Source organism: Collinsella sp. TF06-26 (assembly GCF_002232035.1).
In the GTDB taxonomy this organism is placed as follows: Bacteria; Actinomycetota; Coriobacteriia; order Coriobacteriales; family Coriobacteriaceae; genus Collinsella.
In genome coordinates this window covers 53042-68616 of record NZ_NKXR01000010.1, presented here as the reverse complement: position 1 = coordinate 68616, position 15575 = coordinate 53042, and the positions used below count along the sequence as shown (strand labels likewise).

Annotated in this window: 13 protein-coding genes; 9 read left to right on the top strand and 4 right to left on the bottom strand. The window is 59.4% G+C overall.

Going from position 1 to position 15575, the window contains the following annotated elements; all coding sequences use genetic code 11:
• The first annotated feature begins 361 nt into the window (after positions 1 to 361).
• The gene (locus CHY22_RS06880) at positions 362 to 1054 is read left to right on the top strand and encodes a GntR family transcriptional regulator (protein WP_089573206.1); all 693 of its coding nucleotides are present in this window, start codon (positions 362 to 364) and stop codon (positions 1052 to 1054) included.
• Positions 1055 to 1449: 395 nt separating this feature from the next.
• On the opposite strand, the gene eda is transcribed toward CHY22_RS06880, so the two are convergent.
• Complete coding sequence (gene eda, locus CHY22_RS06875; protein WP_089573205.1) at positions 1450 to 2091, bottom strand: bifunctional 4-hydroxy-2-oxoglutarate aldolase/2-dehydro-3-deoxy-phosphogluconate aldolase; 642 nt, start codon at positions 2089 to 2091, stop codon at positions 1450 to 1452.
• Between the two features lie 254 nt (positions 2092 to 2345).
• Positions 2346 to 3380: a sugar kinase gene (locus tag CHY22_RS06870; protein WP_089573204.1), complete on the bottom strand. Its 1035-nt coding sequence runs from the start codon at positions 3378 to 3380 to the stop codon at positions 2346 to 2348.
• 235 nt (positions 3381 to 3615) lie between these two features.
• On the opposite strand from CHY22_RS06870, the gene CHY22_RS06865 reads away from it, so the two are divergent.
• From CHY22_RS06865 to ligA, 8 genes are all read left to right on the top strand, one after another.
• Positions 3616 to 4638 (top strand): LacI family DNA-binding transcriptional regulator, encoded by a 1023-nt coding sequence (locus CHY22_RS06865; protein ID WP_158551177.1) that lies wholly within the window; start codon positions 3616 to 3618, stop codon positions 4636 to 4638.
• A 134-nt stretch (positions 4639 to 4772) separates the two neighbouring features.
• Positions 4773 to 6110 (top strand): glutamine synthetase family protein, encoded by a 1338-nt coding sequence (locus CHY22_RS06860; protein ID WP_089573202.1) that lies wholly within the window; start codon positions 4773 to 4775, stop codon positions 6108 to 6110.
• A gap of 50 nt (positions 6111 to 6160) precedes the next feature.
• On the top strand, positions 6161 to 6823 hold the full coding sequence (locus tag CHY22_RS06855) for a response regulator transcription factor (RefSeq protein WP_089573201.1): 663 nt from the start codon (positions 6161 to 6163) through the stop codon (positions 6821 to 6823).
• Between the two features lie 183 nt (positions 6824 to 7006).
• Positions 7007 to 8134 carry a hypothetical protein gene (locus tag CHY22_RS06850; protein ID WP_089573200.1) on the top strand — a complete coding sequence of 376 codons (1128 nt, stop codon included), beginning with the start codon at positions 7007 to 7009 and terminating at the stop codon, positions 8132 to 8134.
• Positions 8124 to 8474, top strand: coding sequence for a hypothetical protein (locus CHY22_RS06845; protein ID WP_089573199.1), 351 nt, complete (start codon positions 8124 to 8126; stop codon positions 8472 to 8474). The genes CHY22_RS06850 and CHY22_RS06845 overlap by 11 nt, the downstream gene beginning before the upstream one ends.
• A 24-nt stretch (positions 8475 to 8498) precedes the next feature.
• Complete coding sequence (locus CHY22_RS06840) at positions 8499 to 9122, top strand: hypothetical protein (protein ID WP_089573198.1); 624 nt, start codon at positions 8499 to 8501, stop codon at positions 9120 to 9122.
• Between the two features lie 172 nt (positions 9123 to 9294).
• A complete protein-coding gene (locus tag CHY22_RS06835) occupies positions 9295 to 10761 on the top strand; it encodes a trypsin-like peptidase domain-containing protein (protein ID WP_089573197.1) in 1467 nt (488 codons plus the stop codon).
• A 247-nt stretch (positions 10762 to 11008) separates the two neighbouring features.
• Positions 11009 to 13237: an NAD-dependent DNA ligase LigA gene (ligA, locus tag CHY22_RS06830; RefSeq protein WP_089573196.1), complete on the top strand. Its 2229-nt coding sequence runs from the start codon at positions 11009 to 11011 to the stop codon at positions 13235 to 13237.
• A gap of 58 nt (positions 13238 to 13295) precedes the next feature.
• Here the strand turns inward: ligA and CHY22_RS06825 are convergent, their stop codons facing one another.
• Together CHY22_RS06825 and CHY22_RS06820 are read right to left on the bottom strand one after the other, a co-directional pair.
• Positions 13296 to 14135: a MerR family transcriptional regulator gene (locus tag CHY22_RS06825; RefSeq protein WP_089573228.1), complete on the bottom strand. Its 840-nt coding sequence runs from the start codon at positions 14133 to 14135 to the stop codon at positions 13296 to 13298.
• Between the two features lie 63 nt (positions 14136 to 14198).
• Positions 14199 to 15545, bottom strand: a complete 1347-nt coding sequence (locus CHY22_RS06820) for an MATE family efflux transporter (RefSeq protein WP_089573195.1) — start codon at positions 15543 to 15545, stop codon at positions 14199 to 14201.
• Positions 15546 to 15575: the final 30 nt, after the last annotated feature.

The following is a 15575-nucleotide window of genomic DNA, read 5'->3' as shown; positions in this document are numbered from 1 at the left end:
GGCCCCATGGTCAGTCGTCTAGGAATGTCTCGTTGTGCCGGAATGGGACTGAAGGGCTCAACGAGACGGGAAGAAAGCAAATGGCATGGCATGGGCAATAGGATGCCAAGATGGTAGGGTGCGTCTTAGCATCCTATTGCCCAGGCTTGACGAAATCGGTTTCGTTGAGATTTAGTATACGTATGGGAATCCATTTGCAAAGCGAAATAGAAGAAATTAGGTGAACGTTCATCTAATTGCAACAACTTATCGGTCAAAAGCCGAATCCCGGCCCTACCCCTCAAACATCGCCGTGGGATGGGGGATGCGATAGTATTACGTGGTGTAATTCGACAAACCGTGAGCTTCATCCGAGGGCTTTATGGAACAACATCAGCTTTATCAGAGCCTGCAAGATCAGGCATACAACGCATTGCGCTCCAAGATCATCTATGCCGAGCTCAAACCCGGCACACGTCTTTCGGCGATTGGTCTGGAAAAGGAGACGGGAATCGGGCGCACGCCCATTCGCGAGTCCTTTGTACGCCTGCGCGAGCAAGAGCTGGTGGAAACGCGTCCCAAAAGCGGCACCTATGTCTCAAAAATCAGCATGGAGCGCGCCGAGAACGCCTGTTTCTTGCGCGAGAAGCTCGAGAGAAGCGTGCTCATCAAATGCTGCTCGGCCGCCACGTCCGAGCAAAAGCATCGGCTGGAGCAGATTCTTGCCGAGTCCGAGTCGCTCGACCATCGCGAAACGCGTCGTTTTTTCGATCTGGACAACCTGTTCCATGAGACGTGTTTTGAGATTGCCGGCCGTCATATGTTGTGGGATTGGATGAAGAGCGTCAACACGCATTTTGAGCGATACAACTGGTTACGTATGGTGTCGCAGGATCTGGATTGGGAGCCGATTCGTCGGCAGCATCGCCGGATTCTCGAGGCCATTAAGAAGGGCGATACCGACACGGCGAGCTATCTGGCGGAAACGCACCTGCATCTGATGCCCGAGGAACAGGGCCCGGTTATCGCCTTACATCCCGACTGCTTTGAGCTGCCCAAAGACTCGGCAATCTAATTCGTCCTCTTCTTTATTAGTTGCGGTTAAATAGGGACTGTTTTGCGGCTCTGGCGGCGTAAGCAGTCCGTATTTCACCGCAAGTGCGAGGCGCTACCGGGGCATGAAAAAGCTGCGGCGCCGCTTGGAGGAAAAGACCGGAAGCAAGGGTTCATTCCTCCAGACGGCGCCGCAGCTGTTTTGGTGGACTGGCTTTTGTCGAGGTGGCTCAGCTGAGTGCGACTGCCAGCCGAGTAGACAAAGCGGCTCGGGGGCGTGTCGCTTCCGTCACGTTCTATCAGCATACAAGACGGTTTCGGTTCTTGTTCGTGACGGAAACGGCGCGCTTCCGAGCCGCTTTAAAAGAAAGGGGGCGAGGTCTAGGACACGCCCCCTTTCACGATAGAGAGCTAAACCTAGCCGCGGACCTTCTTGACGACGTCCATGGCCTCGCGGGCGATCTGCTCGACCTTGGAAAAGTCGCCGTCGGCGAACAGGGCCGGCTTGACCATCCAGGTGCCACCGCAGGCGATGATGGCGCTGGAGCTCAGGTACTCCTCGACGTTGGCGGTGCTCACGCCGCCGGTGGGCATAAAGCGATGACCGACAAACGGAGCGGCGAGGGCCTTGATGGTGTTGAGGCCGCCGTACTGAGCCGCGGGGAAGAACTTGGTGACCTTGAGGCCCAGGTTCTCGGCGGCGGTAACCTCGGAGGGGGTCACGGTGCCGGGCAGCACTGGCAGGTCGATGTCGATGCAGTGCTTCACGACGTCCTCGTTGTAACCCGGGGAGACGATGAACTTGGCACCGGCGGCGCGGGCCTGCTCAACCTGCTCGACGGTCAGGACGGTGCCGGCGCCGACGCACATCTCGGGCTCGGCCTCGGCCATAGCGGCGATGCACTCGGCGGCGCAGGCAGTGCGGAAGGTGACCTCGGCGGACTTCATGCCGGCTGCCATAAGGGCGTGGGCGAGCGGTGCGGCGTCCTCGACCTTATCGAGCACGACGACCGGCACGATGCCCAAGGATTCAAGCGTGGTGTAGAACTGATCGAACATAGTGTTCCTTTCGATGTGAGGCGCGCACGGGCGCGTGATTGCCAAAGAAGATTGGCCATGAGCCGGTTCCGGATTGGTTATCGGAGGCACTGCTTGGGTCACAAGCAATTTCGGAACCGGCTACGAGGCCAGTCGTGAAGGAATGCCAGACAAAACCGGAATGGGACTAAGTGGTTCTACCTGGCTGGAGGAATCGGGGAGCGGGCTGCAGAGGTATGGGTATGGAAAGCTGCGGCCCGCGGAATGGGGACGGCTTAGCGCGCGACGCGGGTGCCACCGTCGGCGGCGGATGCCACGGCTGCGATCTCGTCTGCGGTCACCAGGTTGGAATCGCCCTTGATGGTGAGCTTGAGGATCGAGGCCGCAATCGCGTAGTTGACGGCGTCTTGCGGGTCAAAGTCGTTGATGAGGGCATGGACGAGGCCGGCGTTGAAAGCGTCGCCGGCGGCAACGCCCTCGAGCACGTGCACGTCGTGGGCGGGGGAGAACCAGTGCTCGCCGCTCTCGGCGTCATAGAGCATGCCCATCCAGATGGAGCGCTCGACGCAGGAGATGTTGCGGACGACCGAGGCGACCTTCTTGCAACCGTACTCGGCGCAGATCTGACGGGCCATCTCGACGTAGGTGTCGCGCTCCTCGATGCCGTGGGCAAGGGAGCCGGAGACGCAGGTCATACCGAGGCCGGCAGGAGCGTCCTCGTCGTTGGCAATGCAGATGTCAACGAGCGGCAGGAGTTCCTTCATGGTGGCCTGCGACTTCTCGGGCGACCACATCTTGCCGCGATAGTTCACGTCGCACACGGTGGTGATGCCTTTGGCGCGGCAGGCGGTGAGGGCATCCTTGCAGGCGGCGGCCATCTCGTCGGAGACGGCGGGCGTCACGCCGGAGAAGTAGAAGACATCGACACCCTTGAGGATCTCGTCCCAGTCAAAGACGTCGCGCTTGGCCATGTTGATGGCAGAGTACTTGCGGTCGTAGACGCAGCCGTTGCCGCGCTGCGAGGCGCCGACCTCAAACACATAGGAGCCAAGACGGTCGCCCTGGCGCACGACGCGTGAGGTATCGACGTCGTAGACCTTCAGCGAACGCAGGGCGCACTCGCCCAGACGGTTGGCCGGGACAACGGAGACGTAAGCTGCCTTGTCACCCTGGTAGGCCAGGGAAAGCGCGGTGTTGGCTTCGGCGCCGCCGTAGCGGACATCAAACTCGGTCGCCTGCTCAATGCGCAGATGATCTTTGGGCGAGAGCCTCATCATGATCTCGCCGAAGGTAAGAACCGTTTTACCCATGGTCGCGCAGCTCCTTCTTACTCGTGCGTACACCTTTGATATGGCGTTGGCACGGAGGTGCCAAGACGGTAGGGTACATCTTTGCACCTCCGTGCCAACGCTTGCCGAAATCGGTTTACGAAATCGGTTTCGTTTCGACTTGTAGTATACTCACCTACAACGTTTTGCAAGCGAGATTTTTAAAAAAATGCCTAAAATGGCCCAGACTGCCGACAATTGGGAAACGGGGTGCGCTATGGCGCAGATGAGAATCAAGGACATTGCCGCCGAGGCGGGCGTGAGCCCGGCCACGGTCTCGCGCTATCTCAACAACCGCCCCGGGCAGATGACCGAGGAAACCCGCGCTCGCATCGCGGCAGTTATCGAGCGCACCGGCTATCGTCCACGTGCCGCCGCGCGCAATCTGCGCAGCTCGCGTACCAACCTCATCGGCGTGATTTTGGCCGACATCGCCAACCCGTTCTCCAGCGCCATGCTCGAAGGGCTTTCCGCCAGCGCCGCCGCGCGCGGCTGCTCGCTCATGACGGCCATTAGTGGCAACGACCCCGCCAAGGAGGCAGAGTCGCTCACCAGACTTATCGATGCCGGTGTGGACGGTCTGGTCGTCAACACCTGTGGCGGCAATGACGAGGCAATCGCCGCGGCCGCGGGGCGCCTGCCCGTCGTGCTGCTCGACCGCGATGTTGCCGACGGTGGCATCGATCTGGTGACCTCTAACAACCGCGAGCTGGTTGCCGGCCTGGTAGACGCCTTGGCCGCTGCTGGCAGCGAGCGCCTGTGCCTGCTCACCGAGGCAAGCGATGACAGCCCCGTGCGTCGCGAGCGCGCCGAGGCCTTTGCCGATGAGCTTTCGCGCCGCGGTCTTGCGGGCGAGGTCGTCACCCTGGCCGACGGTGGCGCCACGGGTGTCAGTCGCCTGGACGAGACCATCTGCGGCTATGCGGGTAAAAAGCTCGGCCTCATTGCCGTCAACGGTCTGGTCTTCCTGCGCCTGACCGAGGCGCTGGCACAGTTGGGACCTTCGTTGCCGGCGGGTCTCAAGATCGCAACGTTTGACGACTATCCCTGGAACCACGTGCTCTTTGGCGGTGTGACCACGGCCGCGCAGGACACTCTCACCATTGCCGAGCGCGTGGTCGAGCGCCTGTCCGAGCGCATCGACGTCGTTACCACTACGGTGGGCGACGCCGCAAAGCTCGCCCCCAAGCGCATCGAGGTCCCCGGCCACATCGAACACCGCGCTTCGACCTCGCGCTAGCCGCTCGTTCGCAACGGCCTGCTCAAGCACGTTTTTTGGGCGCTTGATACGCTTTAACCCTGCGGAAACATTTTTCTGCGATAGTATCTGCGATATAGACCAGTCGAAACCCGCCCGAAAGAAAGGGGAGCGACATGAACCAGCAGAACATCGATTACGTACTCCGCTCCGTAGAGCAGCGTGACATCCGCTTTGTGCGTCTGTGGTTTGTCGACATTCTCGGCCGCCTCAAGAACTTTGCCATTAGCCCCGAGGACCTCGAGGTCGCTTTTGAGGAGGGTATTGGCTTTGACGGCTCCGCCATCGAGGGCTTTGCCACGCCCGAGGAAGCCGACATGCTGGCGTTTCCCGATGCTTCGACCTTCCAGATTTTGCCGTGGCGCCCGAGCCATAACGGCGTTGCACGCGTTTTCTGCGACGTGTGTACTCCCGATCGCAAGCCCTTCGCCGGCGACCCGCGCGACGCCCTGCGCCGCATGTTTCGCAAGGCCGAGAAGGCTGGCTATCTGCTTAACGTGGGTGCCGAGCTGGAGTATTACTACTTCCCCGACGAGCACACCCCCGAGCCGCTCGACAACGTGGGCTACTTCGATCTTTCGGTGAGCGATGCCGCCCGCGACCTGCGTCGCAACACGGTCCTCACGCTCGAGAAGATGTCCGTGCCCGTGGAGTACACCTTCCACGCCGCCGGCCGCTCGCAGCACGGCATGAGCTTGCGTCACGCCGAGGCCCTGAGCATGTCCGACGCCGTCACCACGGCCAAGCTCATCATTAAGCAGCAGGCCTACGAGAGCGGTTGCCACGCTTCCTTTATGCCCAAGCCGTTGGCGGGCGAGGACGGCAGCGCCATGTTTTTGCATCAGTCGCTGTTCGACCACGACGGCAACAACGTCTTTTGGGGCGAGGACGACGAGAAGTACCACCTCTCCGAAATCGCCAAGCACTACATGGCCGGCATCTTAGCGCACGCGCGCGAGATCAGCGCCATCACCAACCCCACGGTCAACTCGTACAAGCGCATCACCACGGGTGGCGACTCCGTGCCGCAGTACGCCACGTGGGGCCTGCGCAACCGCGCGAGTATGGTCCGCATCCCGGTCTACAAGCCCGGCAAGCCGCTGTCCACGCGCATCGAGCTGCGCAGTCCCGACCCCATGGCCAACCCGTACCTGGTCAACGCCGTCACGCTGGCGGCTGGTCTGGACGGCATCGAGCGCAAGCTGGAGCTCCCGCCCGAGGCCACGGCCGAGACGCTCAAGCTTACCGACCGTCAGATGGTCGAGGCCGGCTACACGCCGCTGCCGCGCTCGCTCAAAGAGGCGCTCGACGTGTTTGAGGACTCGCAGTTTATGAAGGATGCCCTCGGCGAGCACATCCACAGCTTCTTCCTCAAAAAGAAGCGCGACGAGTGGCATAAGTTTGAGTCCACGATCACCGAGTGGGAGATTAAGCACTACCTGGCGAACTCCTAATCGCGCTGGCTTGTTTCAGTACGATTGAGCTCATTTCTTTGGAGGCCGATATGTCCGATAAGAGTGCCCTGTTCATGGCGCGCACGACGCGCTTCCACGAGTTTGCCCGCAGCTTGACGACCACCCTGGGCGTCGAGGTGAGTCTGGCCACTCCCGATTCGCCGACTGCGGCGCACGACTTTGACCTGCTGATCCTCGATTCTGATGGCATCCGCAGCGACCGCATCGATCAGATTGCCAAGTGGCTTGACGATCGCGGCGGTGTCCCCATGCTGGTGATTGTCGACGACGAGGCGCTCGGTACCTTGCGCCTGCCCAATCACGCGCATGCCGACTTTGTATGCCCAACGGCGACGCCCAACGAGCTCAAGGCCCGCGCGCAGCGCCTGATGGGCGAGGAGGAGACCGTCACCGCCGACGATGTGCTCAACATCGATAACCTCGAGATCAACCTTGCCACCTACCAGGTGACACTCGATAACGAGCCCATCGACCTGACGCTGATGGAGTACTCGCTGCTGAGCTTTTTGGCGACGCACCCCAACCGTGCCTACAGCCGCGAGGTGTTGCTGCACCGCGTGTGGGGCTTTGAGTACTGCGGCGGCACGCGCACCGTCGACGTGCACATCCGACGCATCCGTTCCAAGGTGGGCCCGCAGATCGCGGCGCACATCACCACCGTCCGCGGCGTGGGCTATCTGTTTAAGGACTAGCAAGTAAATAGAGGAATGTGAGGGTACCGGAGATTTCTCCAGTACCCTTTTCTCGTTTAGGGCGAAAAAGAAGACCTTTCACCGATTTAAAGTGTGTCAGTAAAAACAATATCAAACGTATAGCACTATCTCACGAATATCATTTAGTTACCGTATCTCCCTACTGCACGGATGGAGGAAGAAATGCGTTATTCGAGAAAGGTGATTGTCGGATTCATAGTATTGCTTGCCGCCCTGATGTCTCCAAGGTTGGTTTTTGGAGACGACGACTTGGTTCGTGTCACACCGCAAATAGCTGTGGAGCAAGCGCAAGCTTTCTTTGATGACGTATCGGATGAGCCGGTGACCGCTTGTGACCCAGTAAAAATGGTGAATTCCGATGGGGAATCAATCGGGTATATCGTTCGCGCGAAGCGGGATGACGTTAACTATGGCTACGTCGTATTTGATTCAGAGCGATCTTGGTGGATCAGCGAATACTGCTTGGCTCCGAACGCCCCTATGCCCATTGAGAATACAAGCGATGAAATAGCCCTTCTCGCATCCCAAGATGACATCGTTGCTTTGAAATTTGACGAGCTGTCTTTTGGTATTGCAGATCTGGATAATAACGTTGTTTTAGATGAGAAGGGATGCCGGTCAACAGCGGTGTTTTCTGTGGGAAATAGCCGCAGCGGATCTCCAGGCAGGTTCGAGGATGTTTTCGTATTGCCCAAAGACCTGTATAAACAAGGATATGTCATTGACGCAAGTAAAACTATTTCAGGGATGATAACGCCTACACAATCAGAGGTTATTAAAGAAACGGGGACCTATGCTTGCGATGTGTCTGCGATGTTTGCGGTAAGCAGCCATTATGTAACGCTAAACCGGCTCAAATTGCCAGACTTATATCATGAGCTTTGGCAGTTATCGGGAACATCCGGCAAACCAAATAAGTCATTCGATCAAGCTACGGGCCTTTACTTTACCCAAGGAGAGACTCCATCTCCAAATGCTGCCCCGGCTATTAAGGAGTTCTGTGCTAGGCGCGGGAAAAGGCTTGAGACATCATTTGCCTGGTATCCATCTTGGGATTCTTTCAGGGCAACTGCAGATTCTGGAAATCTCAGTATCTTTTCTGGGACTCTCAGTTCAAGCCATGACGCTCATGCGATGGCTGTTGCGGGATATGTGGCTATGCATAATACATATTCAAATGATAAGAAATATATGCTTGTTGTCTGGGATGGTTGGTTCAATCAGCTGCGTTTTCTTCCATATGACACAACGATTTATATATCGCATGAAGGGACGTATTGTGGAGAGTGACGGCGAAGATGATAGAAAGCGCATACGTAAAACGCTGGGGCTTCTTTGCGCATTTCTTGGGATATTGGTTGTCGCGGCCTATCAACCGAGCCCCTCGGTCATCGGTGGAAAAGATGACGAACATATTTCAGTTGAAGTACAGACGCTGTCGGATATTCATAACGGACAATTTGAGGCTCTCGTGTCAAGCGGAGGGCGGAAAGAGATTGATATCCGTAGTTACTTTAATACCGGAACTGCTTCAGGGCTGAAGGCGGGAGAGAAATGGATTCTATTCTTCGCAAGTGATGCCAATTTAGAAGAGGAAACTTTGCATCCCTACTATATGGAAAAAAGTTAACTAAATCGGTGAGGAGCGAGAGGAATGATCAACAGAAGACAGCTATTCGTCTTGGCATCAGGAGCTGTTATGTTTGCTGGGGCGAGAGGGGCCAACGCTGCGCAGCTTACGAATGCGCAAAAACGATTGACGCTTGTGACCGACATGATAGTTCGGAATGAGGCTGGGGTTATTGTGTCCTCGGCGCGAAGCAAAGATGTCTTGGGTGCCGGAAATAGAAAAATGGCTGTTGGCAGCATAAACAGGAATAATGACGGTGCAGCGTCCCTGACAAGAGCGGCAACTAAGAATTTGGTGACGGTTCATAGGGAGTCAGATGATTCACTGCCGGTGTTGGCAAAGATTGAGATTGTTGTTGAATATTCTGAAGATGGGCAAAGCATTGCAATTCGGTCAGGAAAATATTCGATAATTCAAACCGATCCGCTTGTGATGTATGCAAACGCTTGGTATGCGCTCATGCAGAAAGATAAATATGTGATGAACTACTTCACAGAAAGCGAAGCATCATATGAAACGGGGTGGGGGCCAACGCCATACGATGCGGAGAAGGATAAGTGGACGTGCGGATCGGGTATGGGCGCGACGATTACAGACTTTATTAACGATTCAACATATAGTTTTGCTATCGACTGCTATATCGAATAGACATGACGGCATAAAACGAATTGGCCTATAAGCATGTCATTACTTAAGCAAAGCTGAAATCTTGGCATCTAGTGCTCGGGACTGCCCAGCTTGGGGTACAACTCAACGTGAACAATGATGGCCCGCCACATGTTTGGCGGGCCTTTGGTTATTTGACGAAAGGATCGCAGCTATGAGCGAGAACGATTCCCAGCGTCCCCAGGATGCGGGCAACGCCGGCGAGACCCAACAGCAGCCGCGTGTGCAGGTAGAGTCGACGCTTGCCGACAGCAACATTCCCTACGTGCAGGCCTACGACACGCAGACCGGAAAGCCGCTGGGCAGCCAGCAGGTTGTAAACAAGCACACAGTGGTCAAGACTAAGACCAAAAAGCTGCCGATCTTTATTACGGCGCTTGCCGGTTGTGCCTGCGGCGCCCTGCTGGTCATTGCGCTCATTATGAGCGGCACGCTCAACATTGGCGGCGGAAAGAATGCCGTGACGGCGGGTGCTTCGGGTTCATCGACGCAAAAGATTACGATTGATTCCGAGGACACCACGCTGGCCGAGGCCGTTTCTGCCAAGGCGTTGCCCTCCGTGGTTTCCATTACCGCCACTTCGAGCGGCAGCCAGAATGGCTCGCTTTCGCAGTCTGCCGACGAGTCGGACAGCTCGGGCAGCGTCGGCTCGGGCGTGGTGCTCGATACCGAGGGCCACATCCTCACCAACAACCACGTGGTCGATGGCTATGACCAGTACGTGGTGACCATGGATGACGGCACCACCTACGAGGCCGAGTTCGTGGGCAACGACGCTTCGAGCGACCTGGCCGTCATCAAGCTCAAGGACGCAGACGCCTCCAAGCTCACGCCGATTGAGATCGGTGATTCCTCCAAGCTCAACGTGGGCGAGTGGGTCATGGCGATCGGCTCGCCGTTCGGCAACGAGCAGTCTGTCTCCACGGGTATCGTCTCGGCGCTCTATCGCTCCACGGCCATGAGCTCTACCAGCGGCAACACCATCTATGCCAACATGATCCAGACCGATGCTGCCATCAATCCGGGCAACTCCGGTGGCGCGCTCGTTAACGACAACGGCGAGCTGGTGGGTATCAACTCGCTCATCGAGAGCTACTCGGGCTCCAGCTCGGGCGTGGGCTTTGCTATTCCCGTTAACTACGCCAAGAACATTGCCGACCAGATCATCGGCGGTAAGACACCGGTGCACCCGTACATGGGAGCCACGCTTTCGAGCGTCAACGCGCTCAACGCCCGCACCAACAAGCTGAGCACCGATAGCGGCGCGTACGTGGCGAGCGTCGTCGAGGACGGTCCCGCCGCCAAGGCCGGCATCCAGGAGGGCGATGTCATTACCAAGCTGGGCGACGACGAGATCACGAGCGCCGATGGCCTGATCATTGCGCTGCGCAGCCATGAGGTGGGCGAGAAGGTCGAGATCACGCTCATGCGCGGCAAGGACGAGAAAAAGGTCACCGTCGAGCTGGGCTCCGATGAGAAGCTGCAGAACCAGCAGCAGGACGACAGCGCGACTGACACCGGCAACGGCGGTATTACCGACGAGCAGCTGCGTCAGTATCTGGAGGAGCTGCTGGGCCAACAGGGCCAGGGCCAAGGCCAAGGCTATGGCCAGGGTTTCTAACGAGCCACTTCACACATATCGAAGCCAGAGGGGGCTGTCCCGCCAACGCGGGACAGTCCCTCTTTTCTTATTGATCCGTTGGGGACGGGGAAACGGATCATTTAGAAATGGCAAGGGCATGAGTTGATCGCGCGATCCACTCCGGTCTGGCGGCTGCCGATTCGATGCGGTTCGAAAGGGTTATTCGGCACCATGGCGACCGGTGGTACTCTTGTATCCGTTTGAAATCGAGCGAAGGAGTGCCGCTATGGAGCAATCGAGCCTGTTTGGTGACGGCGTGGACATCGATACCGAAACGCCCGCGAGCGCGGATGCCGCCGCACCGACCGACGCCCATGCCCAGGCGGCAGCGCGCGCGGCCGAGCTGCGCCACGAGCTCGATTACCACGCCTATCGCTACTACATGCTCGATGCGCCTGAGATCACGGACGCCGCCTTTGACAAAATGCTCGTTGAGCTGCAGGAAATCGAGGCCACCTACCCCGACCTGGTGACGCCCGACAGCTATACCCAGCGCGTGGGCGGCTACGTGAGCGAGCAGTTTACGCCGGTCACGCATATGGCACGCATGTATTCCATGGACGATGCCATGGACCTGGACGAACTCGACGCGTGGCTCCAGCGCGCCGAGGATGCGCTCGGTGCCGGCAGCGTCACCTATACCTGCGAGCTTAAGATCGACGGTCTGGGCGTGGCGCTTACCTACCAAAATGGCACCTTTGTGCGCGCGGCCACACGCGGTGACGGCACCACGGGCGAGGACGTGTCGCTCAACGTGCGTACCATCAAGGATGTGCCCATGCACCTGTCCGAGCCGGCGCTCGCCCACATGGGCGCCGACCGCGAGCGTACCATCGAGGTACGCGGCGAGGTCTATATGCCCAAGGGCAGCTTTGTTCGTCTGAATGAAGAGGCCGATGCCGAGGGCCGCGACCCCTTCGCCAACCCGCGCAACGCCGCCGCCGGCAGCCTGCGTCAAAAGGATCCCAAGGTCACGGCGCGCCGCGATCTGGCCACCTTTATCTACGCTATCGCCGATACCGATCCGCTGCACGTCCACAGCCAGCGTGAGTTTCTGGACTGGCTGCGTAGCGCCGGCTTTAGCGTCAACCCCAACGTGGCGCGCTGCGCCACGCCGGCCGAGGTCCACGAGTTCTGCGCCCAGGCCCTCGAGCATCGCGGTGACCTGGACTACGACATCGATGGCGTGGTCGTAAAGGTCGACAGCTTCCAGCAGCAGCTTGACTTGGGCTTTACCGCCCGCGCGCCGCGCTGGGCCATTGCCTTTAAGTTCCCGCCCGAGGAAAAACAGACCGTCCTTCGCGAGATCCGCATCCAGGTGGGCCGCACAGGCGTGCTCACGCCGGTCGCCGAGTTCGATCCGGTCACAGTTGCCGGCTCTACCATCGCACGAGCCACGCTGCACAACATCGACGAGATTCGCCGCAAAAACGTGCGCGAGGGTGACACCATCATCGTGCACAAGGCGGGCGACGTGATTCCCGAGGTCGTGGGTCCGGTGCTCGACAAACGCCCGGCCGATTCGGTCGACTGGCACATGCCCGAGGTCTGCCCCGTGTGCGGTAGCCCCGTGGTCCACGAGGACGGTGAGGTGGCCTACCGCTGCGTGTCCATCGACTGCCCCGCGCAGCTCAAGGAGCGCCTGCTCCACTGGGTGAGCCGCGGCTGTATGGACGTCGATGGCCTGGGCGACGAAATCGTCGACAAGATGATCGCTGCCGGCCTGATCCACGATGTCGCGGACTTCTACCAGCTCACGGTCGATGACATCGCCGGCCTGGACACGGGGCGCGTGTATGCCAGCTCCAACAGCAAAAAGGGCGTCAAGAAGGGCGACCCCATCCCGGTGGGCCTCAAGACGGCCGAGAAAATCATCGTCGAGCTCAACAAGTCCAAGAGCCAGCCGCTCGGTCGCGTGCTGTTTGCCCTGGGCATCCGCCACGTGGGCAAAAGCGTGGGCGAGGTCATCTCCGAGCGATTCCTGTCGATTGACAAGCTCATCTTGGCGAGCGAAGAGGACATCGCCAAGTGCGAGGGCATCGGTCCCAAGATTGCGGCGAGCGTCAAGCAGTTCCTGGCCGTGCCCGAGAACCTTGCCGTGCTGGAGCGCCTGCGCCAGGCGGGTCTGTCACTCGAGGTCGACCTGGGTGCCGCGCACGCGCAGGCCGCAGCCGACGCCGGCGTGGCAGGCGAGCTCGCCGACGCACAGCCACTCGCGGGTCTGACCTTCGTGCTCACCGGCACGCTCGTCAACCGCACGCGCGACGAGGCGGGCGCGGCGCTCAAGGTGCTCGGCGCCAAGGTTTCGGGCAGCGTGTCAAAGAGGACGAGCTATCTGGTCGCCGGTCCCAAAGCGGGCTCCAAGCTTACCAAGGCCGAGCAGCTGGGTGTGCCCGTGCTGGACGAGGACGCGCTCGAGCAGATCTTGGCTACTGGCGAGGTGCCCCGGGCTTAGCGCATTGATAACCAAATTGAAGAACCGCCCGGGAAGCATGATGCCTTCCGGGCGGTTCTTACTTTGCTGGGGCAACCGGCACCGTGATCTGCGTCACGTAGGTTGCAGGGTCGTCGCTGATGATGTCATCGATGAGGGCGATCTCGCGTGAGGGACCGGCGGGGGTCAGGCCGTGCTCGCACATATAGCCGAGCAGCTGCTCGTAGCGTGGGGCTGCTTGCCCATGTGTACCGCGGAAGCTTATGGTCAGACAGCGCGCGGCGGGCCGCACCTCGACGTCGCCCACGTAATCATCGGTGTCATCGAGCAGCAGGAAGACCTCGTCGTAGCCATCAAAGTCGCCGGCGGCGAGGCGCTCGGCGCCAATCCCGACGCCCAAGTTGCCCAGAAAGACAAAGGTCTCGTGCTGGCCCTTCTGCAGTTGACGAATCTGCCACTCCAGCGCATAGGCGTCGGTAGGGTTGACGCGTTCGCGCAACACGGCGCAGCGAAGCTCGGGCGCATCGATTGTGCAAATGGTATCGAGCTCGGTGTTCAAAGCATCGTGGAGCAGCGCAAGCCGGTTATCGATCTTACGCGACACGCGCTCCAGCTCGCGGCGCTTGCGCTCGATGAGCTCCTGCTGCTGAGCCAGCTGCCGCTGCATAAGGTCCACATCGCGCGTGGTCACAAACTCACGGATTTGCGCGAGTGGCAAGTCGAGAACGCGCAGGTGGCTGATGGTATTGAGGGTGGAGAGCTGTCGCGATCCGTAGTAGCGGTACCCACTTGCCGGATCGATGTGCGCCGGGTCCAGTAGGCCCATCTGCTCGTAATGGCGCAACGTGCCCACGCTCAGGTTAAACAGACGCGCCACCTCGCCAATGCGGAGCAGGCCCTCGGTGTGTTCGCTTGGCATGTCGGTCACGGGACCGCTCCTTTCAATAGGGTCGGGGAGGGGCGCCAGGCTCGCGTTGTCCCTCTACGCCATCAGCTTGTCAAAAGCCCCGCGCCGGTTGAGCACGGTAAATGCAATCACACAGATGACCGCCGACAGAATTGACCCGCACGGCGAGGCGATGCCCATGGGGAACAGCGTGTCAGAATAGGCATTCGACAGCAGCCATGCACCGGGCACGCGAATGAGTACCACGGCCAGCACGTTGTGCGCAAAGCCGATGTAGCTCTTGCCATATGCAGCGAAAAAGCCGCTAAAGCAAATGTGGATGCCGGCAAAGATCGCATCGAAAATATAGCTGCGCATATAGCCGGCGCCGGCCGCGACCACTGCGGCGTCCTTGGCAAAAAAGCCGATAAACGCCGGCGCCACCAGCCACATCAGCACCGTGATCAGGCAGCCGTACACCACCGAGATGGTCATGGCGTCCTTGAGTACCTGACGCGCGCGATCGCCCTTGCCCGCGCCGGCATTTTGCGCCGTGAGCGCGCTGACGGTAGCGCCCATGGAACTCGGCACAATGAACAAAAAGCTGATCATCTTTTCGACCAGGCCCACAGCGGCGGCGTCGACCAGGTCGCGGTGGTTGGCGATGACGGTGATAAACATAAACGCCACCTGGATGCAGCCGTCCTGCACGGCCACGGGCACGCCGATCTTAAGAATGCTACCGAGCACTTCGGGCTGGGGGCGCAGGTCGCTGCGCTTAACGTGGATGTTCGTGCGACGGCTTTTGAGCCACACGAGCGCGAGGGCAACGCTGGCCGTCTGTGCGATGACCGTGCCGAGTGCGGCGCCCACGGGGCCGAGCCCCATGTGGCCGATAAACAGAAAATCAAGCGCGATGTTAATGATGCATGCCACGCCGATCACGTACATAGGCGAGCGCGAATCGCCCAGTCCGCGAAAGATGGCCGAGAGGATGTTGTACGCGGCGATAAACGGAATGCCGACAAAGCAGATGCGCAGGTAGGCGGCAGTGCCTTCGACTGCCTCGGCCGGCGTGCCAATGAGCGCCACAATTTGCGGGCACAGCGCGAGCAAGATGGCGGCCAGCACCACCGAGACGCCCATAAACAGCGTAATGGTGTTGCCGATGGCGGTCTCGGCGCGGTCGAAGCGGCGCGAACCCACGGCGTGGCCGACGATGACCGTCGTTCCCATGGCCAGACCCACGAGCGTCACGGTAATGATATAGAGTGTCTGCGCGCCGTTGCCCACGGCGGTGATGCCGGCGGCGCCGCTAAACTGCCCCATCATGTACAGGTCGGCCATGCCGTAGAGCATCTGCAAAAAGTAGGAGAGCATATAGGGCAGGGCAAAGACCGCGATGGTCTTAAGGACATTGCCGCGTGTGAGGTCGTGTTCCATGGTCGGGGCACTTTCTGGCTTGGGTCGTTT